25 protein-coding genes are annotated in these 23,923 nt (G+C 67.5%); 12 read left to right on the top strand and 13 right to left on the bottom strand.

The features are described 5' to 3' along the window. Positions 1-102: 102 nt before the first annotated feature. Together AC5WS7_RS30315 and AC5WS7_RS30310 are read left to right on the top strand one after the other, a co-directional pair. On the top strand, positions 103-756 hold the full coding sequence (locus AC5WS7_RS30315) for a nucleotidyltransferase family protein (RefSeq protein ID WP_495958023.1): 654 nt from the start codon (positions 103-105) through the stop codon (positions 754-756). Then, the gene (locus AC5WS7_RS30310; RefSeq protein ID WP_495958022.1) at positions 737-1,738 is read left to right on the top strand and encodes an XdhC family protein; all 1,002 of its coding nucleotides are present in this window, start codon (positions 737-739) and stop codon (positions 1,736-1,738) included. Before AC5WS7_RS30315 ends, AC5WS7_RS30310 begins: the two co-directional genes overlap by 20 nt. 3 nt (positions 1,739-1,741) lie before the next feature. On the opposite strand, the gene AC5WS7_RS30305 is transcribed toward AC5WS7_RS30310, so the two are convergent. Then, complete coding sequence (locus tag AC5WS7_RS30305; RefSeq protein WP_495958021.1) at positions 1,742-2,134, bottom strand: hypothetical protein; 393 nt, start codon at positions 2,132-2,134, stop codon at positions 1,742-1,744. Positions 2,135-2,343: 209 nt separating this feature from the next. Between AC5WS7_RS30305 and AC5WS7_RS30300 the strand changes: the two genes are divergently transcribed. After that, the gene (locus AC5WS7_RS30300) at positions 2,344-3,186 is read left to right on the top strand and encodes a COG4705 family protein (protein ID WP_495958224.1); all 843 of its coding nucleotides are present in this window, start codon (positions 2,344-2,346) and stop codon (positions 3,184-3,186) included. Between the two features lie 31 nt (positions 3,187-3,217). Here the strand turns inward: AC5WS7_RS30300 and AC5WS7_RS30295 are convergent, their stop codons facing one another. From AC5WS7_RS30295 to AC5WS7_RS30275, 5 genes are all read right to left on the bottom strand, one after another. Continuing rightward, the gene (locus AC5WS7_RS30295) at positions 3,218-4,042 is read right to left on the bottom strand and encodes a class II fructose-bisphosphate aldolase (protein ID WP_495958020.1); all 825 of its coding nucleotides are present in this window, start codon (positions 4,040-4,042) and stop codon (positions 3,218-3,220) included. After that, on the bottom strand, positions 4,039-4,989 hold the full coding sequence (locus tag AC5WS7_RS30290; protein ID WP_495958019.1) for a hexose kinase: 951 nt from the start codon (positions 4,987-4,989) through the stop codon (positions 4,039-4,041). Before AC5WS7_RS30290 ends, AC5WS7_RS30295 begins: the two co-directional genes overlap by 4 nt. 5 nt (positions 4,990-4,994) lie before the next feature. Next, positions 4,995-6,146, bottom strand: a complete 1,152-nt coding sequence (locus tag AC5WS7_RS30285) for an N-acetylglucosamine-6-phosphate deacetylase (RefSeq protein WP_495958018.1) — start codon at positions 6,144-6,146, stop codon at positions 4,995-4,997. A gap of 127 nt (positions 6,147-6,273) precedes the next feature. Then, positions 6,274-7,200, bottom strand: a complete 927-nt coding sequence (locus tag AC5WS7_RS30280) for an ROK family protein (RefSeq protein WP_495958017.1) — start codon at positions 7,198-7,200, stop codon at positions 6,274-6,276. 10 nt (positions 7,201-7,210) lie between these two features. After that, positions 7,211-8,137 carry an SIS domain-containing protein gene (locus AC5WS7_RS30275; protein ID WP_495958016.1) on the bottom strand — a complete coding sequence of 309 codons (927 nt, stop codon included), beginning with the start codon at positions 8,135-8,137 and terminating at the stop codon, positions 7,211-7,213. A gap of 153 nt (positions 8,138-8,290) precedes the next feature. Between AC5WS7_RS30275 and AC5WS7_RS30270 the strand changes: the two genes are divergently transcribed. Genes AC5WS7_RS30270 through AC5WS7_RS30250 form a run of 5 tightly spaced genes read left to right on the top strand, consistent with a single transcriptional unit; the run spans position 8,291 to position 12,575 of the window. Next, a complete protein-coding gene (locus AC5WS7_RS30270; protein ID WP_495958015.1) occupies positions 8,291-9,535 on the top strand; it encodes an extracellular solute-binding protein in 1,245 nt (414 codons plus the stop codon). Then, positions 9,532-10,443: a carbohydrate ABC transporter permease gene (locus AC5WS7_RS30265; RefSeq protein ID WP_495958014.1), complete on the top strand. Its 912-nt coding sequence runs from the start codon at positions 9,532-9,534 to the stop codon at positions 10,441-10,443. The genes AC5WS7_RS30270 and AC5WS7_RS30265 overlap by 4 nt, the downstream gene beginning before the upstream one ends. Beyond that, positions 10,440-11,288 carry a carbohydrate ABC transporter permease gene (locus AC5WS7_RS30260; protein WP_495958013.1) on the top strand — a complete coding sequence of 283 codons (849 nt, stop codon included), beginning with the start codon at positions 10,440-10,442 and terminating at the stop codon, positions 11,286-11,288. The genes AC5WS7_RS30265 and AC5WS7_RS30260 overlap by 4 nt, the downstream gene beginning before the upstream one ends. Then, positions 11,285-12,076 (top strand): DeoR/GlpR family DNA-binding transcription regulator, encoded by a 792-nt coding sequence (locus AC5WS7_RS30255; protein ID WP_495958012.1) that lies wholly within the window; start codon positions 11,285-11,287, stop codon positions 12,074-12,076. Before AC5WS7_RS30260 ends, AC5WS7_RS30255 begins: the two co-directional genes overlap by 4 nt. 55 nt (positions 12,077-12,131) lie before the next feature. Beyond that, a complete protein-coding gene (locus AC5WS7_RS30250; protein ID WP_495958011.1) occupies positions 12,132-12,575 on the top strand; it encodes a DUF4254 domain-containing protein in 444 nt (147 codons plus the stop codon). Positions 12,576-13,400: 825 nt separating this feature from the next. Here the strand turns inward: AC5WS7_RS30250 and AC5WS7_RS30245 are convergent. Beyond that, the gene (locus AC5WS7_RS30245) at positions 13,401-14,942 is read right to left on the bottom strand and encodes an ATP-dependent DNA ligase (protein WP_495958223.1); all 1,542 of its coding nucleotides are present in this window, start codon (positions 14,940-14,942) and stop codon (positions 13,401-13,403) included. Positions 14,943-15,035: 93 nt separating this feature from the next. On the opposite strand from AC5WS7_RS30245, the gene ramB reads away from it, so the two are divergent. Further along, positions 15,036-16,445, top strand: coding sequence for an acetate metabolism transcriptional regulator RamB (ramB, locus tag AC5WS7_RS30240; protein ID WP_495958010.1), 1,410 nt, complete (start codon positions 15,036-15,038; stop codon positions 16,443-16,445). 147 nt (positions 16,446-16,592) lie between these two features. Further along, positions 16,593-17,945, top strand: coding sequence for a serine/threonine-protein kinase (locus AC5WS7_RS30235; protein ID WP_495958009.1), 1,353 nt, complete (start codon positions 16,593-16,595; stop codon positions 17,943-17,945). A 13-nt stretch (positions 17,946-17,958) separates the two neighbouring features. Here the strand turns inward: AC5WS7_RS30235 and AC5WS7_RS30230 are convergent, their stop codons facing one another. The 3 genes from AC5WS7_RS30230 to AC5WS7_RS30220 form a co-directional block, all read right to left on the bottom strand. Beyond that, positions 17,959-18,420: a DUF4189 domain-containing protein gene (locus tag AC5WS7_RS30230; RefSeq protein WP_495958008.1), complete on the bottom strand. Its 462-nt coding sequence runs from the start codon at positions 18,418-18,420 to the stop codon at positions 17,959-17,961. A 115-nt stretch (positions 18,421-18,535) separates the two neighbouring features. Next, positions 18,536-18,700 carry a hypothetical protein gene (locus AC5WS7_RS30225; RefSeq protein ID WP_495958007.1) on the bottom strand — a complete coding sequence of 55 codons (165 nt, stop codon included), beginning with the start codon at positions 18,698-18,700 and terminating at the stop codon, positions 18,536-18,538. Positions 18,701-18,924: 224 nt separating this feature from the next. Beyond that, entirely contained in the window at positions 18,925-19,065 is a 141-nt protein-coding gene (locus AC5WS7_RS30220) for a hypothetical protein (RefSeq protein ID WP_495958006.1), read from the bottom strand. 68 nt (positions 19,066-19,133) lie between these two features. Here AC5WS7_RS30220 and AC5WS7_RS30215 point away from each other — a divergent pair, with 68 nt between their 5' ends. Continuing rightward, the gene (locus AC5WS7_RS30215; protein WP_495958005.1) at positions 19,134-19,673 is read left to right on the top strand and encodes a carboxymuconolactone decarboxylase family protein; all 540 of its coding nucleotides are present in this window, start codon (positions 19,134-19,136) and stop codon (positions 19,671-19,673) included. A 45-nt stretch (positions 19,674-19,718) separates the two neighbouring features. Here AC5WS7_RS30215 and AC5WS7_RS30210 read toward each other — a convergent pair whose 3' ends face one another. Next, positions 19,719-20,570, bottom strand: a complete 852-nt coding sequence (locus tag AC5WS7_RS30210; protein ID WP_495958004.1) for an SDR family oxidoreductase — start codon at positions 20,568-20,570, stop codon at positions 19,719-19,721. 113 nt (positions 20,571-20,683) lie between these two features. On the opposite strand from AC5WS7_RS30210, the gene AC5WS7_RS30205 reads away from it, so the two are divergent. Then, positions 20,684-21,091 (top strand): winged helix-turn-helix transcriptional regulator, encoded by a 408-nt coding sequence (locus AC5WS7_RS30205; protein WP_495958003.1) that lies wholly within the window; start codon positions 20,684-20,686, stop codon positions 21,089-21,091. A gap of 285 nt (positions 21,092-21,376) precedes the next feature. Here AC5WS7_RS30205 and lpdA read toward each other — a convergent pair whose 3' ends face one another. Both lpdA and AC5WS7_RS30195 read right to left on the bottom strand, forming a co-directional pair. Next, positions 21,377-22,780: a dihydrolipoyl dehydrogenase gene (gene lpdA / locus AC5WS7_RS30200; protein WP_495958002.1), complete on the bottom strand. Its 1,404-nt coding sequence runs from the start codon at positions 22,778-22,780 to the stop codon at positions 21,377-21,379. A gap of 10 nt (positions 22,781-22,790) precedes the next feature. Beyond that, positions 22,791-23,807, bottom strand: coding sequence for a transposase (locus AC5WS7_RS30195; protein ID WP_495958001.1), 1,017 nt, complete (start codon positions 23,805-23,807; stop codon positions 22,791-22,793). Between the last annotated feature and the right edge of the window lie 116 nt (positions 23,808-23,923).

Genomic DNA, 23,923 nt, shown 5'->3' with positions numbered 1-23,923 from the left:
GTCAGGGCACGCACAGTCGGTCCCGGTGGCATCGGTCCCGTGCCACGTTCCGGTTGTATTCGGGGACGGCGAAGCCGATTCGGCGCGGTTACGCTCGGCGGAATGGATGTGGGACGCTGCGACGGGATTCTGCTCGCCGCGGGGGCGGGCACCCGGTACGGGCGGCCGAAGGCGCTCGCACGGGACGGCGCGTGGCTGCGGGGCGCGGTGGACGCACTACTGGAAGGGGGATGTGTGCGAGTGCACGTGGTACTGGGAGCGACGGGTCCGGCCCGGCGTGACGCGGACGGCCGGTGGCTGCTGTCCGAGTCCCCGGCAATCGCCATACCCGAAGGGGCACAACCGGTTTGGGCGGCGGACTGGGCCGTGGGATTGGCCGCGTCGCTGCGCACCGGACTGACCGCCGCGGCGAGTGCGGCCGATCCGGCCGAGTACGCGGCGATCATGCCGGTGGACACTCCGGACGTCGGGGCGGACGTCGTGGCCCGGGTGCTCGCGGCCGCGCGCACCGCGCCGAGCGGATTGGCCCGCGCGGCTTTCCACGGCCGCCCCGGTCATCCGGTTGTGCTATATCACAAGCACTGGGCAGCGGTGATCGATACCGCACAAGGAAATTCCGGAGCGAGGGAGTTTCTGGTCAAAAGACCGGATATTGTGGCCGTCACGTGTGACGATCTGGCGACGGGACGTGACCACGACTATCCGCCCACTCGCGCACGCCGATCGGGAGCTTGTGATGCGCGACATCGTCGATGATCTACTGCGGGTGTGGCACTCCGGGCGGATCGGTGCCCTCGCGACTCTGGTCCGGACGTTCGGTCCGGCTCCCATGCCGATCGGTTCGGCGATGCTCGTCGATCCCGACGGACGCGTCTTCGGTTCGGTCTCCGACGGGTGCTACGAAAGCGCCATCTACGACGCGGCGATTCACTCGGCCCGCTCCGGCCGCAAGGAATTACAGCGTTTCGATCCCAGCACCGGTATGGACAGCGCCGACTGCGGCACCATCGACGTCTTCGTGGAACCGTTCTCGCGCGACGACTTTCCCGAATTCCCAGCTGTCGCACAGGATCTCGCCGGGTTCAAGCCGGTCACCGTGTTCACTGTGGTGTGGCATTCGGACCCGACGGTGATCGGCCAGCATCTGGTGACCGACCGGCGGCACAACACCGAACTGGTCGCGCTGCCGGAATCCGATGTGTTCTGCTGTTCGTACGCCGCAGCGCCGCGGCTGATCATCTTCGGCGCCAACGCATTCGCCGCCGCGCTGTGCACTCAGGGCAAACTGCTGGGCTACCGGGTCACGGTCTGCGACGCCCGGCAGCGGTTCGCCGCCGAGCAGTCCTTCCCGGGTGCGGAGGTGATCGTCGACTGGCCGCACCGCTATCTCGAGGCGCAGGCCGCCGCCGGATTGATCGATTACCGTACAGCCCTGGTGACGGTCACCCAGGACCCCAAATTCGAGATTCCGCTGCTCACCACGGCGCTGCGGCTACCCGAATTCGGCTATCTGGGCGCACTCGGCGCGGGCCCAGCGCACACCCAGCGCATGGAGGCCCTGCACGCCGGCGGTTTCGACGCCGAATCGCTGTCCCGGCTGTACAGCCCCGCGGGCCTGGATCTGGGCGCGAGCACCCCGATGGAGACCGCCGTCGCGCTCGCCGCCGAACTGCTGGCCGTGCGCTCGCGCGCGCCGGCGCATCACACCGGCCCCTTTCCCGCACTGACCACGCCCTGACCGTCACACTCCCGCGAACCAGGCTCGCGCCGAACGCCGGAAAAGGAGCACGACCAGCAGGATCGCGCTCGCCGGCCCCAGCCATCCGGGCGGGCGTCCCGCCGGGATCGACGGCACGGTCCACAGCATGTTCAGCGCGGCCAGCAACACCGCGGTGACCCGAATTCCCTCGCCCACCGCCCCGAACGCCAGTGCCAGCAACCCCAGCAGCCAGCTCGGCACGAAGAACACCGCGGTGATCCCCGCCGACCTGGCACCGAACAACCACCCCGCCGAGGCCACACAGACCAGACCGATCAGCGCCATCGCCCACGCCAGTACCCGGGCCACCCGCACGGTTCCCGGCATCCGCGCGGCCTCGTACTCCCCTGCCTCAACCCCCTTGTCGGACATCATCTCTCCCATCCAGCAGGATCGATTCAGCACAGCGAATCCGAGGCGAACCCTACCGCCGGACCCCACCGGCACCCCGGCGGCGCGCCACCGGCAGCCGAATTCCCACCGACCCGATGCCGGGGCCGGGCGCGGGAAGTCGCGTGGCTGGGAACCGATGCCAGGTCGCTCACAGTGGGATCTCAGCGATGTTCGGGCACCGTGCATACGTGATGAATCCTGTGTCAGTTGATATTTCGCCCGCGCGCGCACTCGCGACCAAGGTGCCCGAGATCACCGCGCTGTTCTGGGTGATCAAGGTGCTCTCGACGGGGATGGGCGAGACGTTCTCCGATTTCCTGGTCTCGCATGTACCGCCGGAACTGGCCGTCGGCGGTGCGGGACTGGCGTTGATCATCGCCTTGGCCGCGCAGTTCCGCAGCCGGCGCTATGTGGCGTGGATCTACTGGACGGCCGTGGTGATGGTCAGCATCTTCGGGACGATGGTGGCCGATATCGTGGATTTCCAGCTCGGCATACCGCTGCCGGTCTCGACGGTCGCCTTCCTGGTGCTGCTGGGCGTGATCTTCGCCGTTTGGTACGCCTGCGAGAAAACGCTGTCCGTGCACAGCATCACCAACGGGCGGCGTGAGGCGTTCTACTGGGCGACGGTCATGATCACGTTCGCGCTCGGCACCGCGGCCGGGGATCTGACCGCGGGCAAGATGCACCTCGGCTATCTCGCCTCGACCGTGTTGTTCGCGGTGGTCATCGCGGTCCCCGCGGTCGCGCACCGCTGGGGCGGGCTCGGTGCGATCCAGGCTTTCTGGGCGTCCTACGTGGTCACCCGGCCGCTGGGCGCGTCGGCCACCGACTGGCTGGCCGCCGACCGTTCGGACGGACTGCGCCTGGGCACCGGATGGGTGAGCCTGGCCGTGACGATCCCGATGGTCGCGCTGATCGCCGTGGCGGCACTGCGGCAGAACCGCTCGACCACCGCCGTTTCCGGCGCAGATGCTCTCGACGACAACAGTATTCGGGTCAGCGGCGGTCCCGGCGAGACGCGGGCGGGATGAGCCGCCGATCCGCGCGCGTGGTGGCGATCGGCTAACCGAGCACCCGCAGCAGGTGTTCGATCTCCTGTTGTACGGCACGGCGGCCGGGGCCGAGGTATCGGCGTGGATCGGACACCGTCGGGTCGGCGGCGAGTTCCGCGCGGACCGACTGCGCCAGAACCATATTCAGCCGAGTCGCGATATTGATCTTCCGCATGCCCGCGCGCACCGCCGAGCGCAGTCCCGTGTCGGGCACCCCCGATGAGCCGTGCAGAACAAGGGGCACAGGCACTTTCGCGGCAAGCCGAGCGATCAGATCGTTGTCCAGGATCGCATCGCGGGTGTGCATGGCATGGGCGGATCCGACCGCGACGGCCAGCGCGTCCACGCCGGTGGCCGCGACGAACTCGACCGCCTCGTCCGGGTCGGTGCGCACACCCGGCGCATGCGCACCGTCCTTACCACCGACCTCGCCCAGTTCGGCCTCGGTGAAGACCTCGCGCTCCCGGCACCAGCGCGCGATGTCCGCTGTGCTGCGGACGTTCTCGTGATATTCGAGCCGCGACCCGTCGTACATGACCGAGCGCACGCCGACTTCGACCGCCGCACGGATCAATTCGTGCGAGGTCGCATGATCCAGATGCACCGCGAGCGGGGCGGTACTGTCCTCGGCGATCTGCAGGCACGCCCGCGCCAACGGCCGCAACCCGCCGTGATACCGGACGGTGTTCTCCGAGATCTGCAGGATCGCCGGACGTTTCGCCGCTTCCGCGGCGGCGGCGATGGCTTCGGCATGTTCCAGGGCGATCACGTTGAACGCCCCGACCCCACCCGGTTCGGCCGCGGCGAACAACTCCGGAACGGGAATCGGACTCATGATGCGTTCCTTCCGGGCACGACGTCGAGTTCGGTGACGACGACATCCGGAGCCAACCGCTCGCGCAGCGCGCGATCGATCTCGCCGGCGACCGGAATGACCACGGCCGCAGCGGAAGTCGCGACGGCGTCGGCCACGAGCGCGGCCCAGTCCGGTTCGGGCGTGGCGGCGAGTGCGGCGATGACGGCGGCGGCAGCGGCATCACCGGCGCCGGTCGGATTGCCCGCCATCGGCTCGGGCGACACCCCGGACCAGGCTCCCGACGCGGTCACCGCGACGATGCCCGCCGCGCCACGCGTGGCGACCACCGCCCGCACGCCACGCTCGATCAGTGGCCGCACCGCGGCGACCACCTCCTCCGAACTGCCCGCGGGCGTTCCGGTCAACCGCTCGAGTTCGTCCCGATTCGGCATCAGCACGATGCCCGGCACCTCGGCGGCCAATTGCAGCGCCCGGCCGTCCACATCGCAGATCGTGGGCACTCCAGCGGCCAGCGCGGTGCGCGCCAGCTCGGCGGGAACCCCGTCGGCCACCCCGGCGGGCAGCGATCCGGACACCACCATCCCCCCGGAATCGTTCAGCATGCCCGCGACCCTGACCTTCAGCTGATCGATCGCGTACGGTTCGCTCAGTCGCGCGCCGGGCTCCCACAGCGAAGTGGCGGTCCCGTCGCCGGATTCGCTGATCACCACCGTGCGCCGAATCCACGGCAGCGCGTGCACGAAGTCCACCGGCAACTCGAGCTCGGCGGTCGCGGCGAACATATGGTCGGCGAAACCGGTTGCCCGCGAGTACTTCCCGAGTTGGTTCAGCACTCGCGAGACGTTGATCCCCTTACCTCCGATGCGCTGCTCCACCGACAGCACACGGTGCTCGCGCCCCCGATCGAAACGCTCCACGCGATAGGTCATGTCGTAGGCGGGATTCATGGTCACGGTCAGGATCACGTCAACTACCTTCCTCGTCGCAGGGTTCGACGCAACCCCATGTCCTCGTCGAGAACCAGAATGTCCGCGTAGAGCCCGGGGCGCAGATCGCCGACGTCGTCCAGCCCTGCCGCCTCGGCCGGGGTGCTGGTCGCCGCGCGCACCGCATCCGGCAGTGCGACACCGCATTCCCGCACCGCCCAGCGCAGGCAGTCCAGCAGCGTCGAGGTGCCTCCGGCGATCGACCCGCTCGCGACCCGCGCCACCCCGGCGCTGACCGACACCGCCTGCGGGCCGAGCCGGTATTCCCCGTCGGGCAGCCCGGCCGCCTGCATCGCGTCGGTGATCAACGCCACGCGCCCGGGAGCGGTCGCGAAGGCCAGGGCGCCGAATCCGGCGTCGAGGTGCACGCCGTCGCCGATCAACTCCACTACCGCGTCGCCGTGCGCCGCGGCCACCAGCGCGGCGGCCACCGGCCCCGGTGCGCGATGGTGCAGCGGCGGCATGCCGTTCGCGAGATGGGTGACCAGTGTCCCGAAGCCGTTGGGCGACAATGCTTCCCGAAATCCGCCGTAGTGCGCGTCGCTGTGTCCGAGCGCGACGACGACACCGTTGTCCGCGAGTCGTTCGGCCGCCGCGCGGAATCCGGGGCGCTCCGGGGCGAGGGTCATCACCCGGAGCCGACCGGCCGCCGCCTCGAGCAGCCGATCGATCAGGGCGGGATCGGGATCGAGCAGATAGCGCGGATCCTGTGCACCACAACGAATCTCCGACAGGAACGGTCCCTCGGCGTGCACGCCCGCGATCACCCCTTCGGCGGCCAACTCGCCCAGCATGGCGGTCTGGGCGACCATATCGTCCGGCGCGGCCGTGACGATCCCGGCCAGCACTGTCGTACTGCCGTACCGCAGATGATATTCGGCCGCACCGCGCGCCTCGTCCGGATCCGTCGTATCGAACCGATGCCCGAATCCGCCGTGGTTGTGGATGTCCACGAGCCCGGGAATCACCGTTCCCGCGAAGGAAGGCGGCGAAATGTCCGGATTGGCGCCGGCCCAGGACGCGAAGGACTCCACCGCGACGATCCGCTCGCCTCGGAACGTGACGACACCGTCCTCGAGCGAATTCGACGCCGCGACGATACGGCCCCGCAGCCGGGTCTGCGGCTCTCGGTTCACACCATCACCTCGTCCATCGCACCCTCGCGCACCACCTGCCTCGATGCCCGCGCTCGAACCGTACCCGTCCGGCCTCGCCACACCGCAACCTTTCGGCAAATTCGGCCGGGAGGGTTCGGACGGTGCGTCATTCCAGCGTGCCCGAGCGGGCATATCGGGCGGCCCCGACCAGTCCGGCACGCGCCCCGAACTCACCCAGCACCACCCTCGGCGCGGGGACCACGCACAGCAGCTCGGTCAACCGGTCCTGCAGCGCACCGGTCAGCACCGCACCCGCGCGGGCCAGGCCGCCGCCGAGAACGACCAGTTCCGGGCAGGTCGCGTGGATGACGCCGAACAATCCCTCGGCCAGCGCATCGATGGCGTCGGCCACCACCGCTCGCGCCTCGGGATCGCTGTCCAGCACGGCGAAAACCGCTTCCGCTCCGGGTATTTCACGTCCGGTGCGGGCGGTGTAGGCGCGGGCGATGGCTGCACCGGAGGCGACCGTCTCCACACATCCGACATTGCCGCACGGACAGCGCAGCCCGTCTCGATGGCGCACCGGAATATGCCCGTACTCCCCGGCCTGACCGGCCGCGCCGCGCACCAGCCGCCCACCGATCGACAAGGTTCCGCTGATTCCCGTCCCGAGAATCAGGACGCAGACGTCGTCGCGGCCTCGGCCCGCGCCGAATCGCCATTCGGCCCAGCCCGCCACCGCCACATCGTGTTCGATCAGTACCGGCATGCCCCAGCGGTCGGCGAACCGGGTGCCCACCCGCACATCCCGCCACCCGACATTACTGCTGAACACCGCCAGCGAACGGACCGGATCCACGATGCCGGGCAGGATCACCGCGGCCCGCGCCACTCGGTCACGTTGTGTGACAGGAAGTTCCGCGAGCAGCCGATCTCCCAGCGCGCCCATGGCATCGAAGGCCGCCGCACCGGGCGGCGTCGCGACGGTACCGCTGCTCAGCACATCGCCTGCGGCATCGGTGATCTCGGCTTTGATCGTCGTCCCGCCGACATCCACGGCCAGGACCGCATCCGCGGGTCCGAGATTGCGCACCACTGACCCGTCAGCCCAGGATCACCGAGCGATTCAGGCTGCGCGGGTGGTCGGGGTCCAGGCCCAGATCGGCCGCGCGCACCTGGCACAGCCGATGCACGCGCACCAGATCGGCCATCGGATCGATATCGCGATGTTCGAAATGCGCACCCGTGGCCGCGACGTCCTGCGCCAAACCGGACGGCAGCGCACCGAACGCCCACACCGCGCGCCCCGGCGCGGCGATGCTGACCGGCCCGTGCCGCCATTCGGTGGCCAGGTACGCCTCGGTCCAGGACTGGCAGGACTCGCGCAATTTGAGCCCGGCCTCGTCCGCGATGGCGGCCGCGAAACCCATTCCGACGAAACTGATCTGCTCGGCCGACCGGACCGCGGCCAGTGATTCGGCCGGGTCCTGCGCGAGTACCTCGCGGGCCTGCGCGATCACCGGCTCGAGATCCTCGCCCAGATGCCACCGCAGGATCGCCAGCGCGGTGGTGGCGAACCGGGTCTGCACCACCGACCGCTCGTCCACGTCGGCGATGAGGATCGGATCGGCGAGGTCGAGCACCGGCGTGCCCGGACTCGAGCAGATCACCGCGCGCGGCACCCCCTCGGGCAGTGCGCGCATCGCCTCGAGCACCTCGGTCGTGGTACCCGAGCGGCAGATGATCAGGTAGCGATCGTAGTCGCGGCCGCGCACCTGCCCGGCGGGCCAGGCATCGGTGAGCCCCTGTCCGGCGGATTCACGCAGCGCGGAGATCGCCCGGGACATGAAATACGAGGTGCCGCAACCGATCACGGCCACCCGCTCACCCGGCTGCGGCAGCAGCGCGGCATGGTCGGCGGCGGTCCGCGCGGCGCGCGTCCAGTCGTCGGGCTGGGTGACCACCTCGGCGGCCAGATGGGTCTCGGGATGCGAACGGATTTCGGGGTTGCGATCGGCGGAGGTCGGCACGCCACCAGAATCACCCCGATGATCGTTCATGTCAACTTTACATTCGAAACGGTCACATTCGATCACCGATTGGGCTAGATTCGGACCAATCGACCCGTTCGCTTCATCATCCGCGTTCGCCCCGCCGGGTGTGCAGCATTGAAAGGCTCTCTCGTGAAACGTCCACTCCGCGGCGCGTTGTCCGCGCTCGCGCTGGCCACCGGCCTGGCGCTGACCGTCTCGTCCTGTGGGTTCGGCGGCGGCAAGTCCAATGCCGACGATCCCAACACGATCACCTTCCTGGCGCCGATCTACAGCGACGGCACGAAGGCCGAATGGGATTCGATCATCGCCGATTTCGAGAAGCAGAACCCGGGCATCAAGGTCGATCTGCAGATGGAGTCGTGGAAGCAGATCCCCGACGTGGTCCGCACCGACCTGCAATCCGAGTCCAGCACACCCGATCTGCTCAACATCGACGCCTACTCCACCTACGCCTCGGACGGAAAACTCTATCCCGCAAGCGATATCGCCGATTCGTCGGTGCTGGGCGATCTGCAGCACAGCTTCGTCCAGAACGCCTCGATGAACGGAACGCAGTGGGCGCTGCCGCTGTTCGCGTCCACCCGCACGCTGTTCTACAACACCGACCTGTTCGCGAAGGCGGGTATCGCCGCCCCCCCGAAGACCTGGGCCGAGCTGACCGACGACGCGAAGAAGATCCAGGCCCTGGGCGGCGGCATCTCCGGCTACGGCCTGCCACTCGGCCAGGAGGAGACCCAGGCCGAGACCTCGCTGTGGACGTTCGGCGCGGGCGGGAACTGGTCCGACGGTAACAACCTCACCGTCGACACCCCGCAGAACCTCGAGGGCGTGCGGGCGATCAAGGCGATCGCCGACGCCGGTGCGACACAACCGAATCCGGGCGCGACCGACCGCACCCCGCTGATCAACGTCTTCATCCAGGGCAAGATCGGCATGATCGAGGGCCTGCCGCCGGTGATCAACATGATCCAGCAGAAGAATCCGGGCCTGAAGTACGCCACCGCGCCGACACCGACCAAGGACGGTGCGCCGGTGACCCTCGGCGTCGCCGATCATCTGATGGCGTTCAAGAAGAAGGTGGACAAGCGTCCGGCGATAAAGAAGTTCCTGGACTTCTTCTATCAGCCGAAGACCTACGCCACCTTCGTCAAGGCCGAGCATTTCATCCCGGTGACCACCAGCGGCGCGCAGGCCATGGCCGACGATCCGGTCGTGAAGGCCTTCGGCGCAACGCTTCCCGTGGCCAAGTTCTACCCGAGCAACAATCCGCAGTGGGCCAAGGTGGAAGGTTCGATGAAGCAGCAGCTCGGCACCGTCACCCAGGGCGCCGATCCGGCGACGGTGTTGAAAACCATCCAGCAGGCGGCGAGTTGACCAGCGCCCCGGCGGCATCCACTTCGCGCCGATCCACGGCAACGCTGCGCGCGCTGCCGTGGATCGGCCCGGCGCTGGTGCTGATCGCCGCGATCGTGGCGTTCCCCGCCGCGTACATGATCTGGACCTCCACCCGCAAACTCACCTCGTACGGGCAGGATCTGGGCCCGGCGGGAACGGCCAACTACCGCAGGCTGTTCGGGATCAGCGCGCTGGGTAGCGTGCTGGGGCACACCGTCGTCTGGGTGGTCGCGGTCGTGCTGATCACATTGGTGCTGTCCGCCGCGCTGGCGCAATTCCTGAACAAGGATTTTCCGGGCCGCACCGCGGTCCGGCTGGCGGTGCTGGTGCCGTGGGCGGCCTCGGTGGTGATGACCACGACGGTCTTCGCGTACATGCTCGATCCGGACGTCGGAATCGCCAATCGCTTCCTGGTCGATATCGGCGTCCTGCACCGAGGTTTCGGGTTCACCAAACAGGCGGGCCCGGCGTTCCTGGTCGCGATCGGAGTCGCGGTATTCGTCTCCATCCCCTTCACCACTTACACGATTCTGGCCGGGCTGCAATCGATTCCGGCCGAGCTGGGCGAGGCGGGCCGGGTGGACGGCGCGAGCGCATGGCAGCGATACCGCTATCTCACCCTGCCGCAACTGCGTCCGGCGATCGCGGTGGCGGCGATCATCAACATCATCAACGTGTTCAATTCGCTGCCCATCCTGCAGGTACTGACCGGCAGCATCGCCGGATTCGGCGCGGACACCACGACGACGCTGACCTTCAAACTGATTCAGCAGAATCAGGAGCTGAACACCGCCGCCGCGCTCAGCGTGCTGAACTTCGTGCTGATCGTGGTGATCATCGTGATCTACATGAAACTGATCCGCCCGGCCGGGGAGGAAGCGCGATGACCGCACAATCACCGCCCAAACGTCCGCGCCGGCGCTGGGATCTCACCATCGTCGGCATCGTGATCGCGCTGATCTTCCTGATCCCGTACATCGTCATGGTGCTGGGCTCACTCAAACCGCGTTCGGAGATCCTGCACATCCCGCCGAGTTATCTGCCGCACCAATGGAGTCCGGGCAACTACGGCAGCATGTGGCAGACTCCGGAAACACCGCTGCCGTTCAATATGGTCAGCACCATCGTGATCTCGGTGTGCGCCACCGTGATCGTGCTGCTGGTGGCGATCCCCGCCGGGTATTACACTGCGCGACGGCGCTTTCCGGGCAAACTCGCCTTCCTCGGCCTGGTGCTGGTGACCCAGATGCTGCAACCCGTGGTGCTGGTGACCGGTCTGATCCGGGAGTTCTTCGCACTCGGCATCAACGACACCTGGCTGGCGATGATTCTGGTCAACGCCGCGTTCAATCTGTCCTTCGCGGTGTGGATCCTGCACAGTTTCTTCGCCTCGGTTCCGGTGGAGATCGAGGAGGCCGCACAACTGGACGGGCTCAACCGAATTCAGACCCTCACCCGGGTGAGCCTGCCGCTGGTGTGGCCGGGCATCGTCACCGCGACCATCTTCGCCTTCGTCTCCTGCTGGAACGAATTCGCCGCCAGCCTGGTCATTCTCACCACCCCGGCGAATCAGCCGCTGTCGGTGGCACTGACCAAGTTCATCGGGCAGTACGACACGGCTTGGCAGTACGTATTCGCCGTCTCTACTGTCGGCGTCGTGCCCGTTGTCATCCTGTTCGCGTTCATCGAGAAGCGTTTGGTCGCGGGTCTGACCGCTGGAAGCGTGAAATGACCTCCGCGACAGACCGTTCCCAGCGCTGGAACCGCCTGCTGGAACTGCTTTCCGAGTCCGGACGGCTGACGGTGGAGGAAGCCGCGGCGATCCTGTCGGTCTCGCCCGCCACCATCCGGCGGGATTTCACCTCCCTGGCCGATCAGCAGCTGGCCACCCGCACGCACGGTGGCATCGTGGCGACCTCGGTCGCCTACGATCTGCCCGCCCGATATCGCGGCAACGGCGACGAACCCAAACAGCGCGTCGCGGAATACGCTGCGGCACTTGTCGAACCGACGGAGGTGGTGGGCCTCAACGGCGGCACCACCACCACGGCGGTGGCCCGCGCCCTGGCCGGTCGACCGGATCTGCCGACCTCGGCGGACAACCCGATGACCATCGTCACCAATGCGCTGAATATCGCGGGCGAGCTCGTGCTGCGCCCGCATCTGCGCACCATCTGCATCGGCGGCCAGGCCCGTCGCGAGTCCTACGAACTGCACGGCCCCCTGGCCGAGCGCGCCATGTCCCAATTACATTTGGACACTTTGATTCTCGGGGTCAACGCCATCACCGCCGCGGGCGGCGCCCAGGGCCGCCACCTGGACGAGTCCGGTATCAACGCCGAAATGGTCCGCCGCGCCGACCGCGTCATCGTGGTGGCGACCGCCGAGAAACTCGAAACCACTGCGCTGGCCCGCATCTGCCCGATCGAGGACGTGGACATCCTGGTCATCGATACCGCGGCCGGCGCAGAAGCAATTGCCGCGATCCGGGATGCGGGCGTCCGGGTGGACCTGGTCTGACCCCGTACCATCCTCCGTTGCTATACGGAAATATTTGGCGGGCAATATATCCGGCGTGGAACCACTCCCGCCGAAGAACCTGCTGCTGGACGCCTGCCGGGGTCTGCCGCACGGGGAAAATCTCGTGCTGCGGTCCGCATGCCGGCTGGCCGAGTTGCACGAACAGCGGCTCGATGCGAGTCCCGGGGTCGCCGCCGATATCGATCGGCGCAGAGCACACCTGGTACACGAGATAGATCGCTGGGTCGCGCGGGAGCTACCCCATGCCCACCGCGGTGTGCGATTGCATACCGAGACGGTGGGCACCGTCGTCGACCGGCTCGCGCAGTTCTCGGCGCTGGCCTACCTGACCCTGACCACCGCACCCGAATGGGTGATCAGCGACGCCTGGCGCCGGTTGAGTCAACTGGCCGTCGCCTACGACGATCTGGCGGCGGAGGTCGTCGCGGGACGTTGCCGGCTGCCGGACCTGAGCGACCACCACGAATACGGCCCCTGAAACGGTGCGCGCACCGACGTGCCCGCCCGATCCGCCGCACGATACCGAAAAGTTGCTGCCGGCGCCGCGGCCAAGGTTCAACGGCGCCGGCAGCGGGAAAATGGTCCAACCCCCACCAGTGATTGTGCCTGTGGACACCCATGCCTACCAGGTCTTTCACCTGAGAAGACGCTGATAAGTTGCCAGCAGATGGCCAGAACGCCGAACGACGGCGCTGGCGAGGGAGTGCAGCGCCGCCGATGGCTGGGATGACGGATCAGGGCAGTTGATCCGTGCCGGTCGAACCCGACAACTACCGATCCTGCGCCCGCTACCTCGAGAACCTCCGCGAGAAAACTGTGAATGAACTGGCAATAAATACCCGCAGGTCGAACGGCAACCCCGTCCCGCCGGCTCCCCGCGCCCGAAACGACACTCCGCGAGCCTGACCCCCCTCGACCCGGACAACGCCGACACCAGTTCGCTGCCCGTCTCGCCGATCGGACGCGTGGCGGGCGCGAGCGCGAGCACCCGGCACGGGACCGAACGATGAGACCTCGGCGGCCGCGAACAGCCGGAGCGAAGCGGAGGCAATCCAACACAGCTCGCGACCCGCCTCGCCGGTCGAATGCGTGGCGGGCGCGACCGGCGAATACCCCGACACGACCCCGAACAGTGAGACCCGGGCCACTAACCCGCCCCAGCGAAGCGAAGCCGATCCGACGCAGCTCGCGGCCCGCCTCACCGGTCGGACGCGTGGCGGGCGCGAGCAACGAGCACCCGGCACTGGACCGAACGGTGAGCCCCTCGGGGCCGCGAACCCGCCGCAGCCGGGAAGGGCGCGAATTACAGCAGTGCTCGCACGGCCTCGATGGTGTCGGCGTCGGCGGCTTCCTTGTCCGGCCGGTACCGCAGGACCCGGGCGAATCGCAACGCCGCACCACCCGGATAGCGCGAGCTGACCTGCACTCCGTCCAGGGCGATCTCCACGACCAGCTCGGGCCGCAGGTAGACGGTGTGCGCGTCGCGGGTGCGCTCGTGACGGGGGAACTCCTCGGTCTGCCAGCGCAGCAGGGCGTCGGTGAGACCCTTGAAGGTCTTGCCGACCATGATCGGTTCACCACCGTCCGGATCGCGCGCACCCAGGTGCAGATTGGACAGGTAACCGGTGCGGCGGCCGTATCCCCATTCCGCGCCGAGCACGATCAGATCCAGCGTGTGCGTGGGTTTGATCTTCTGCCAGGCCCGGCCGCGACGTCCCGCCGCATAGGGCGCGGTGAGCGATTTGATCACGATCCCCTCGTGTCCGGCGGCCAGGGCGGCGTCGAAATAGTCCGCGGCGACCTCGGCGTCCGGCTGAACCAACGCCGGAATACTATGCGCCGCAGCTACTTTCGCCAAGGCATCGCGACGCTCGGACAACGGCGCGTCGAGCAGGTCCGCACCGTCCAGGTGCAGGCAGTCGAAGAAATAGGGATGCAACAGCAGATCGCGCGTCGAGGTGATCGGCTGTCCCGCGACGATCGGCGCGATATCGGAGGTCGCGAATCGGCTCATCGTCTGCTGGAACGGCCGAGGCCGGCCCGAATCGTCCAATGCCAGCGTCTCGCCGTCGAGAACCACACTCTCGCAGGGTAATTCGGTGACGAGTCGCACCAGTTCGGGCACTCCGGCGGTGATATCGCGCAACGTCCTGGTGAATACCCACACCTGGGGCCCCTTGCGGTGCACCTGAATTCGCGCTCCGTCGAGTTTGTACTCCACACTCACCTCGCCGCCGAACGCGGCCAGCGCCCCGTCCAGGGTCGCACCGGGCGAGGCGAGCATGGGCCGGATCGGGCGCCCGACTTCGAGGCCGAACTCCGCGAGCGCCGCCGCACCTCCGGTCATCGCCGCCACCGCGGTCACCGGCAACCGCCCGGACAGCATGTACGCCCGGCGCACCTGTTCCACCGGCACCTGCGCCGCGCGGGCCACCGCCTCGGCGACGAGTGCGGCCAGCGCGCCCTGGCGCAGCTCACCGGTCAGCAGTCGCACCAGAAACTCCCGTTCCGGCTCCGTGGCAGCGCTCAACAACGCGGTCAGCAATTCCTGACGACGGGCCGAGGAGCCCTTACCCGCGGCGGCCGCCAACTCGTCCAGGGCATGTTCCACCTCGACCACGGTCAGCGCCTCCTGCGTGGCCGCAGCGGCGTCGATCGCGGACAACGTGCGCCAGCCCGCGCCGAGCCGCCCCTGGGTCGGCTCCCCCGAAACCCACGCGACGACCGGGGCCAGCTCATCGCCGGCCGCCCGGACGAGCAGGTCGGCCAGGGTGGCGATCTTGAGTTTGCGCGATGCGGTCGCCCGCACGGTTCGCGAGGCTTCCACGACGTCCGAGAGCAGCACGAATCCGACCGTAGCGCGAGGCTGTGACATATTGCTCAGCAGATTTGTTAATCGAGTATTGGCAACTCTGCGAAGGCTTCCTAAAGTGGACATATGGCCAAGACTTATGTCGGGTCGCGGCTTCGTCAGCTGCGGGCGGAGCGAGGTATGAGCCAGGTCTCGCTCGCCAAGAAGCTGGAGATCTCGGCGAGCTACCTCAATCAGATCGAACACGACGTGCGCCCGCTGACGGTACCGGTGCTGCTGCGCATCAGCGAGGTCTTCGGCGTCGACACCAGCTTCTTCTCCTCGCAGGACGATACCCGGCTGATCGCCGAGCTGCAGGAGGTGGTGATGGACCAGGAGCTCGCCATCGAGGCCGACGCGCAGGAGATCGCCGATATGGTCTCGGCGCATCCGAGCCTGGCGCGCGCGATGGTCAATATGCACCGCCGCTACCGCAACACCACCGCCCAGCTCGCCGCGGCGACCGAGGACCGCTTCTCGGACGGCAGCGGTTCGGGCGCGATCTCCCGCCCGCACGAGGAAGTCCGCGACTTCTTCTATCAGCGGCAGAACTACATCCACGAATTGGACACCGCCGCAGAGGAACTCACCAACCGGATGCGCTTCCACGGCGGTGATCTCAAGCGCGAGATAGCCCGCCGGCTGTCCACCGTGCACGGCGTCCAGATCATCGAGCGAATCGACTTGGGCGAGGGCGTATTACACCGTTTCGACGCCGAGGCCGGGCGACTCGAGATCGCTCCGCACCTCTCGGGCGGACAGCGGGTGTTCAAACTCGCCGCCGAGCTGGCCTATCTGGAATGCGGCGAACTGATCGACAAACTGGTCGAGGAGGGCAATTTCGCCTCCGAGGACACCCGGATCCTGGCGAAGCTGGGCCTGGCCAACTACTTCGCCGCCGCCACCGTGCTGCCGTACTCGCATTTCCACGAGATCGCCGAGGACTTCCGCTACGACATCGAGCGCCTCTCAGCGCATTTCACGCAGAGCTACGAGACCATCTGTCACCGCCTCTCCACCCTGCAACGCCCGAAACTGCGCGGCGTCCCGTTCTCCTTCGTGCGCGTGGACCGTGCCGGGAACATGTCGAAACGCCAGTCCGCCACCGGATTCCACTTCTCCTCCTCCGGCGGCACCTGCCCGCTGTGGAACGTCTACGAGACCTTCGCCTATCCCGGACGCATCATGACCCAGATCGCGCAGATGCCCGACGGCCGGCGCTACCTGTGGATCGCGCGCACCGTCGAACGCCGCGCGACCCGCTACGGCGAGCCGAGCAAGACCTTCGCCATCGGCCTGGGCTGCGAGCTCCGCCATGCCGGACGTGTCGTCTACGCCGACGGCCTGGACCTCAACGATCCCAAGGTCACCCCCATCGGCGCGGGTTGCCGTGTCTGCGAACGCGCCAATTGCCCGCAGCGCGCCTTCCCACCCCTGGGCAAATCCCTCGACATCAGCGAACACCGCAGCTCGATTTCCCCATACGTGTTGCGGTAGGACCGTTCCCGCCCTCGCGCACCATCGCAACCGAGGCGATGGCCACCGTATTGTCGAGGACAGTACAACCTCGATTGCGCTACATTCCCTCTGGGCCGCAGCACAGTTCACCAGCGCGGTCGCCGTGTGCGTCGGGGAGGTTCGGTGGTGGCTTTGCAGCCGGGGGCGGTGTTCAACGAGTTCACCATCGAACGCCTGCTCGGCTCCGGTGGAATGGGCACGGTGTATCTGGCCGGGCACCCGCGGCTGCGCCGCCGGGTGGCGCTGAAGGTACTGACCGACACCTTCACTCTGGATCCCAAGGCGCGCTCCGCCTTCGATCGCGAGGCGAACCTCGCGGCCGGGCTCGATCATCCCAATATCGTCCCCGTCTACGACCGCAATGCCGCCGACGATCCGGATCTGTGGCTGGCGATGCGTTATGTCGACGGCGGTGACGCGGCCGCACTGCTGAGCGAACATCCGGACGGCCTGGCCCCCGAGCGCGGTGCGCGGCTGATCGACGATGCCGCGCGCGCACTGGATTACGCGCACGATCAGGGAGTGCTACACCGGGACGTGAAACCGGCGAATCTGCTGATCGAGACCGACCACCGGCAGAACGAGCGCGCGGTACTCACCGATTTCGGCATCGCCCGCACGCTCGACGACACCGTGACCATGTCCGGAATCGCCGCCAGCTTCGCCTACGCCGCTCCCGAACGATTCACCGATTCTCCCGCCGACCGCCGCGCCGACATCTACTCCCTCGGCTGCACCCTGTACCAGCTGCTGACCGGCCGGCCGCCCTTCCCCCGCAAGGACCAGGCAGCGGTCATCGGCGCACACCTGACCGCCCCGCCACCCGCACCACGCGCGCTGCGCCCCGAACTCCCCGCCGAAATGGATGCCGTGATCGCCACGGCCCTGGCCAAGTCACCACAGGACCGCTACCCCACCTGCACCGCCCTCGCCGAGGCGGCAATCCGCTGTCTGGCCCCGGCCGCGGTGACCGTGCGTTGGGAATCCGCACGGCCGGTCCCGGGTCCAACGCTCGCCGTGCCCACGCTCGCGCGACCGGTGGCCGAGTCGATGCCGCGGTCCCTGCCGCCGAACGGCGAGCCGATGTCCGCACCTGCGAACATCGAATCGGCGGAGGTACGGACGACCACTCGCCCCCCGGCGGAACCGAGCGCCGGCGCCATCCGCTCCCCCCGGTACCGGCGGCTCGCGCTCGCGGCGGGCTCGGGCGTTCTGGTGACAGCCATCGGCGTGGCAGGGGTGGCCTACACGCTGCGCGACAACACGACCACACCCACCGAAACCCGCTCGACTTCTGCTGTCTCACAACCAGTTACACCGACAACCACGCAACCGCCCCCGACGACCTCAACCGCGGAAACCCCGCTCGATACCGCCGAATCCCCCACCGAACAAGCACAAACCACGGCACCCGCCGTCCAACAGCACACCTACACCCCCGCGGCCCCGCAGGTGGTCCCGCATTCGAAGTCGTACTAGCCGACCGGCCGATTCACCCGGCGTTGGCGGTACACACGGTGTCCACCACGAACGCCGGCCTGACGACCCGCAAGGCCCACGGCTCGTCGAGTTGGTGGTCGGGGACGTATCTCGCCTTCTGCTCCGCGGCAGCGCGCGTCGGACCGGTTCCCGTGTAGAAGGAGCGCATCGTGGGCGAGACGACGAAGGGCCCCACCGCGTTCTGCACGTCCGTTTCGACCAGTGAGCCGCATTCGTTGTGCATCCGAGTCAGCACCACGCACGCGCGCCCGCCCGTCCGGGAGCACGCGGCCAGAGCGGCCTTATCCGCCGCAGCCTGGTTCGGGTAGTCGACTGCCGAACCGGCATGATCCATTCCGGTAGCGATCGCGCCGTACAGATCTCCGGCCGCATTCGCGATCCCCGCGCCGGCCACGACAACGGCCCCAGTGGCCGCAAGCACCATGGCCGCCAAGGACTTTCCCAACAATGACATATAATCGACCCCGGAATCGAACAGCAGTACCGGGCGATCATCGCGGTATTCACCCTGATTGTCCAGCCACTATTTCCGATGCCGGCCGGGCCGCAACAGTTTCCGTCCCGGGTGGCTATCCGGAATCGTTACCGGCTCCCAGGCCTTCGAGAAATGCCGTGGCGAACTGTGCGGCGTAGTGTCGCGGATCGACCGAGGGGTGGGCGTCCAGATAGGCGAGCATGCCGTCCACAGCGCCCAGGATCGTCTCCCGTAGTACCAGCGGAAGCGGCGCGGACATGTCCACCGAATCGGCGACGGCTCTGCGGATTTCGCCCCATCAGCACCGCGATGAGGACCACCTCGACGCGCATCCACCCGGGGAACATTCCCGGCACCAACGCCTCGATGACATTGACCAGCAACAGAACCGCGGCGATCAACCCCACGGCCCGCAGGCCCGGCGGCTACCCGATCGCGCGGAACGCAACCGCAGCGGCAGCAGTACGGCGAACAGCATCACGATCACACCATGTACCAGGCCCCTTTCGTGGCCGCGGCGGCATCGGTGACCGACAGGACGGCCAGCGCCACCACCGTGGCGACGATGATCACGACGTAGAGCCGGACGAACGCGGCGGAACCAGGGGAGGTCTCGCACCTCATGCCCGATATCCGTACCGAGCCGCGCATCGACCGTGGCCTCCGCTCGCGAGCACCTGTTAGCGTGAGGCATGGTGACGACGAAGCCGCGTATCGAACCGGGCCGCCTGCGTGAACTCGGTCCGGTGAATTGGGTTGCCTGGCAAGTACTCTCGCGTGCGGCGGGCACTCCCGACGCCCATCTGTTCAGCACCCTGGGCCGCACCGGGGGCCTGTTCCGCGGCTGGTTGCACTTCTCCGGCCGCCTCATGCCGGGCGGCAAGCTGCGCCGGTACGAAACCGAACTGGTCATCCTGCGCGTGGCCCACCTGCGCAACTGCGAATACGAGACCGATCACCACATCCGTCTCGGTAAACGCGCCGGAGTGACCCGCGAAATCCTCGACCGCCTCCGCGAGGGCCCCGAGGCCTCCGGTTGGTCCGATAAGGAGCGCGCCCTCCTGACCGCCGTCGACCAACTGGTGCGAAGCCGCGATATCGACGACGTCGCCTGGTCGGCGCTGTCCGCCCATTACGACGAGCAGCGCCTCATCGAAATCGTCCTGCTCACCAACCAATACGAGGGCCTGGCCAGCACCATCACCGCCCTGCGCATCCAAACCGACCACTAGCCTCGAACCCGCTGCGCCGAAGCCGGATTCGGGGCGAGTGACGAATTACTTCGCGGCGGCGGCGCGGAAGACATCGGCCGCGGGCGTCGCCGGGCGGCCGATGAGCCGGGCCAGGTCACCGGAGGTGACGTCGAGCCAGCCGTTGCGAATGCCGGTGTCGGCGTCGGCCAGGATCTGGGCGACCGGGGTCGGCAGGCCGTTGTTTTCCAGCACCGCGGCGTATTCGGACTCGGGTACGTCCGAGTAGCCGACCGGTTCGCCGTAGACCTCCGAAATCACCTGGGCCAGAGCGGGATAGGTGAGACCGTCGCCGCCGAGTTCGTAACTGCGGCCGGCGTGCCCGTCGGTGGTGAGTACCGCGGCAGCGGCCTCGGCATAGTCGGCGCGGGCAGCGGCGGAGACCCGGCCCTCGCCCGCACTGCCGTGCAGCACGCCGTGCTCGGCCGCCGCGGCGACGCGGTCGGTGTAGTTCTCCCAGTACCAGCTGTTGCGCAGAAACACGTGGGGCACAGTCGATTCGGCCAATACCGCCTCGGTGTCGCGGTGTTCCCGGGCCAGCGCCATCGGATTCTCGTCGGCCCGCGGAATGCTGGTGTATGCGAGCAGTTGCACCCCGGCGCGCTCGGCGGCGCGAATCACGCCGGTGTGCTGAGCGACCCGGTCGCCGAAGTCGGTGCCGGAGATGAGCAGCAGCCGATCGACCCCGGCGAGCGCGCGGTCGAACGCCTCGTCATCGCCGTAGGACGCCTGCCGGACCTCCACTCCGCGTTCGGCCAGATCGGCCACCTTTGACGGGTTCCGGACGATCGCGACGACCGGTCCGGCATTCCTGCGCAACAACGCCTCGATCACGAGACGACCCAGCTGACCACTTGCTCCGGTGACGGCGACAGTCACATCTACCTCCTCAGTAGGTACGATTCGTCTGGCACTAACTATTCGTAAGTACATTGCATTCCGCAACTACTGTGGGACATGTCACTACCATGCCGATGGGTAGTATTGCTGTCATGAGCACGCGGGACATCCAGCCGACCCAGAGCGCCGACGCGGCACTGGATTCGCTGGAACCCGATGTCTTCGCCCGGAACTGCACCTCGCGTCCCGTCCTGCAGAATGTCGCGAGCCGCTGGGGCATCCTGGCCCTGGCCGCGCTGCGCGAGGGCCCCTACCGCTTCAACGCGCTACGCCGCCGCGTGGACGGCGTCAGCGAACGCATGCTCTCCCAGACCCTGCAAACTCTCGAACGCGACGGCCTGGTTCATCGCGAGGCCCACCACACCATCCCCCCGCACGTCGAGTACACCCTCACCGACCTCGGTGCCCAGGTAGCCGAAAAAATTCACGACCTGATCGTCATCCTGGAAGGCAACATGGACGTCGTCCGCGCCGCCCAGGCCGCCTACCGCCGCGAGTGAATTCCCGGGCAACGCCCGCTCGCTGCCGCAAACCTCGCGGAATACTGTTGCCGTCGATCTCACCGCCGCAGAGTCCCTCCGCCAGCCGGTCCGAACCAATGGCTCGGCCGCTCACCGACGAAAGACCGATTGCGCTGGGCGACAGGAACATTCGAGAAATATTCGGTCAGTATCGGAAACGCGTCGGGAAGGATCAGCGCCGCGACAGCCGATTTCCGATAGCGGTCGCGGATGCGAAAGTGCCCTCCGGTCCGAAAACCGAAGGGCACCTGAAGGTTACGAATCCTAGAAGTTGATCATGTGGCCCGCGAGGCCGTGGATCGCTTCCTGCAACGCCTCGCTCAACGTCGGGTGGGTGTGGACGTTGCGGGCCAGCTCGTTGACGGTCAGATCCCACTTCTGCGCGAGGGTCAGCTCGGGCAGGAGTTCGGAGACGTCGGGGCCGATCAGGTGCCCGCCGAGGAGTTCGCCGTACTTCGTGTCGGCGATCAGCTTGACGAAACCGGTCGGGTCGCCCAGGCCGTGCGCCTTGCCGTTGGCGGTGAACGGGAAGGTGGCGACCTTGACGTCGTAGCCTTCGGCGCGGGCCTGCTCCTCGGTGAGGCCGAAGCTGGCGACCTGCGGCTGGCAGAACGTGGCGCGCGGCATCATCCGGTAGTCGCCCAGCGCCTGGGTCTCGGCGCCGGCGATGGTCTCGGCCGCGACCACGCCCTGCGCCTCGGCGACATGCGCGAGCTGCAGTTTCGCGGTGACGTCACCGATCGCGTAGATGTGCGGAACGCTGGTGCGCATGTAGTCGTCGATCGCGATCGCGCCGCGATCGGTGAGCTGCACGCCCGTGCTCTCCAGGCCGTAACCCTGCACGCGGGGCGCGAAACCGACGGCCTGCAGCACCTTGTCGACCGTGACGGTCTCGACCGAACCGGACTTGTTGTCCTTGATCGAGACGGAGACCTTCGAACCGTTGTCCTCGATGGACTGCACCGAGGCGCCGGTGGTGATGGTGACGCCCAGCTTCTTGTACGCCTTGGTGATCTCCTTGGAGACGTCGGCGTCCTCGTTCGGCAGCGCGCGGTCCAGGAACTCCACGATCCGCACGTCGACGCCGTAGTTCTTCAGGACGTACGCGAACTCCATGCCGATCGCGCCCGCGCCGACGATCAGGATCGACCCCGGCAGGTCGCGGGTGAGGATCTGCTCCTCGTAGGTGACCACGTTCTGCGACAGCGACGTACCCGGCAGCAACTTGGTCTCGGTGCCGGTGGCGATGATCGCGTTGTCGAACGTGATCGTCTCGCTGCCACCCTTGCTCAACGCGACCGAGAGCGTGTGGGCGTCGGTGAACGTACCGGCCCCGTCGTACTCATCGATCTTGTTCTTCTTCATCAGGAAGTGCACGCCCTTGACGCGGCCGTCGGCGACCTTGCGGCTGCGGTCGAACGCCGCGCCGAAGTCGAAACTGGCCTCGCCCGAGATACCGAACGTCCTGGCTTCCTTGGTGAAGATATGCGCGAGCTCCGCGTTGCGCAGCAGGGCCTTGGACGGAATGCACCCGACGTTCAGGCACACCCCACCCCAGTATTTCTGCTCGACGACCGCTGTTCGCAATCCGAGCTGTGCGGCACGGATCGCGGCGACGTAACCGCCGGGCCCGGCGCCGAGAACGACGACATCGTAGTGGGAAGTCACGGCGACGAGTCTAGTCACCGCGCCCGCTCTCGCCGCCGTGGGTGGTGACCCGCCACGAATGCGCACAGCAGTTCGTCGCGAGGACCGCGACGTCCTCGGTAAGAGTGTCAGTTCTGTCAGGCAAAAGGGGTGAACTCGCATTACTTAGGTTTGTGTTATGCGGGCCAGGCGTCGGGTCATCTGCAGGATGGCGGCCCATCGGACCATCGAGATGTGCTGGCGGCGTAGGCGTTCGTAGTCGCGAGCGCAGCGTCGGCGCCGGCTGATCCAGGCGAAAGACCGCTCTACGACCCCAGCGGCGAGGCAGGACTTGGAAACCCTCGGGTTTCGCGCGTGGCCGGTGGACGATCTCGACAGCGACGCCGAGCAGGTCTTCGCAACGATCGGTCAGCGGGCCTTCGTAGCCGTGATCAGCGAAGATGTGCCGGATGCCGCGGCGGGCGGCCCAGTATAGCGGCTTCCAGGCGGCGTCACGGTCCTGCATGCAGGCGGGGGTGACCAGTACCGACACCAGCAGGGGCGAGGGTGTCGGTGACGATGTGGCGTTTGCGGCCGTTGACCTTCTTGTAGTGGTCGAATCCGCTGGTGTCGCGGCCGACGATGCCTTCGGCGGACTTGTGCACCGACTGTGAGTCGATGCACCCCGCGCTCGCAGAAGTGTTGCGGCCCAATGCGGTGCGGAGATCGCCGCGCAGCAGGTCGACCAGGTCACCGTCGCGCCGTCGTCGGACCAGCGGCGCATCAGCGCGTAGACGGTCTGCCAGGGCGGGAAGTCGGCAGGCAGGGCCCGCCATTTGATGCCGTTGTCGACCAGGTAGAAGATCGCGTCGACGATCGCGCGGCGGGCGTGTTTCTCCGGTCTGCCACCGAGCTTGGTCAGCGCGAGGCGTATCGGCAGCAGCCCGGCCAGCACCCTCCACTCGGCGTCGGTGGTGTCGGACGGGTAGCGGCGGGCGCGGGTGAGGCAGCCGCAGGTGCAGCCAGCACCCGGTGCCCGCTGGAGCGGACCGGCAAGGTCCAATGACATCGGCGGGTTGTTGTTGTGATCGCGGGCGTAGACAACTCAGCGATATCAGCAACCCGCCGCCAATACTGCCGCAACACGCCGAATAGTGTTGCTGTCGAACAATTCTCACAGCATCA

The organism is Nocardia sp. PLKS1-43, from assembly GCF_059510335.1.
This window is presented reverse-complemented; position numbering and strand designations above follow the sequence as displayed.

What these genes read in the sequence shown, in the direction of transcription:
- AC5WS7_RS30225 (WP_495958007.1), bottom strand. Translation starts at nt 18,700, where the DNA reads ATGTCCGCGCCGCTTCCGCTGGTACTACGGGAGACGATCCTGGGCGCT.
- AC5WS7_RS30205 (WP_495958003.1), top strand. Translation starts at nt 20,684, where the DNA reads ATGAGCACGCGGGACATCCAGCCGACCCAGAGCGCCGACGCGGCACTG.
- AC5WS7_RS30215 (WP_495958005.1), top strand. Translation starts at nt 19,134, where the DNA reads ATGGTGACGACGAAGCCGCGTATCGAACCGGGCCGCCTGCGTGAACTC.
- AC5WS7_RS30295 (WP_495958020.1), bottom strand. Translation starts at nt 4,042, where the DNA reads ATGAGTCCGATTCCCGTTCCGGAGTTGTTCGCCGCGGCCGAACCGGGT.
- AC5WS7_RS30260 (WP_495958013.1), top strand. Translation starts at nt 10,440, where the DNA reads ATGACCGCACAATCACCGCCCAAACGTCCGCGCCGGCGCTGGGATCTC.
- AC5WS7_RS30310 (WP_495958022.1), top strand. Translation starts at nt 737, where the DNA reads ATGCGCGACATCGTCGATGATCTACTGCGGGTGTGGCACTCCGGGCGG.
- AC5WS7_RS30230 (WP_495958008.1), bottom strand. Translation starts at nt 18,420, where the DNA reads ATGTCATTGTTGGGAAAGTCCTTGGCGGCCATGGTGCTTGCGGCCACT.
- AC5WS7_RS30315 (WP_495958023.1), top strand. Translation starts at nt 103, where the DNA reads ATGGATGTGGGACGCTGCGACGGGATTCTGCTCGCCGCGGGGGCGGGC.
- AC5WS7_RS30255 (WP_495958012.1), top strand. Translation starts at nt 11,285, where the DNA reads ATGACCTCCGCGACAGACCGTTCCCAGCGCTGGAACCGCCTGCTGGAA.
- ramB (WP_495958010.1), top strand. Translation starts at nt 15,036, where the DNA reads ATGGCCAAGACTTATGTCGGGTCGCGGCTTCGTCAGCTGCGGGCGGAG.
- AC5WS7_RS30220 (WP_495958006.1), bottom strand. Translation starts at nt 19,065, where the DNA reads ATGAGGTGCGAGACCTCCCCTGGTTCCGCCGCGTTCGTCCGGCTCTAC.
- AC5WS7_RS30195 (WP_495958001.1), bottom strand. Translation starts at nt 23,807, where the DNA reads ATGTCATTGGACCTTGCCGGTCCGCTCCAGCGGGCACCGGGTGCTGGC.
- AC5WS7_RS30305 (WP_495958021.1), bottom strand. Translation starts at nt 2,134, where the DNA reads ATGATGTCCGACAAGGGGGTTGAGGCAGGGGAGTACGAGGCCGCGCGG.
- AC5WS7_RS30300 (WP_495958224.1), top strand. Translation starts at nt 2,344, where the DNA reads ATGAATCCTGTGTCAGTTGATATTTCGCCCGCGCGCGCACTCGCGACC.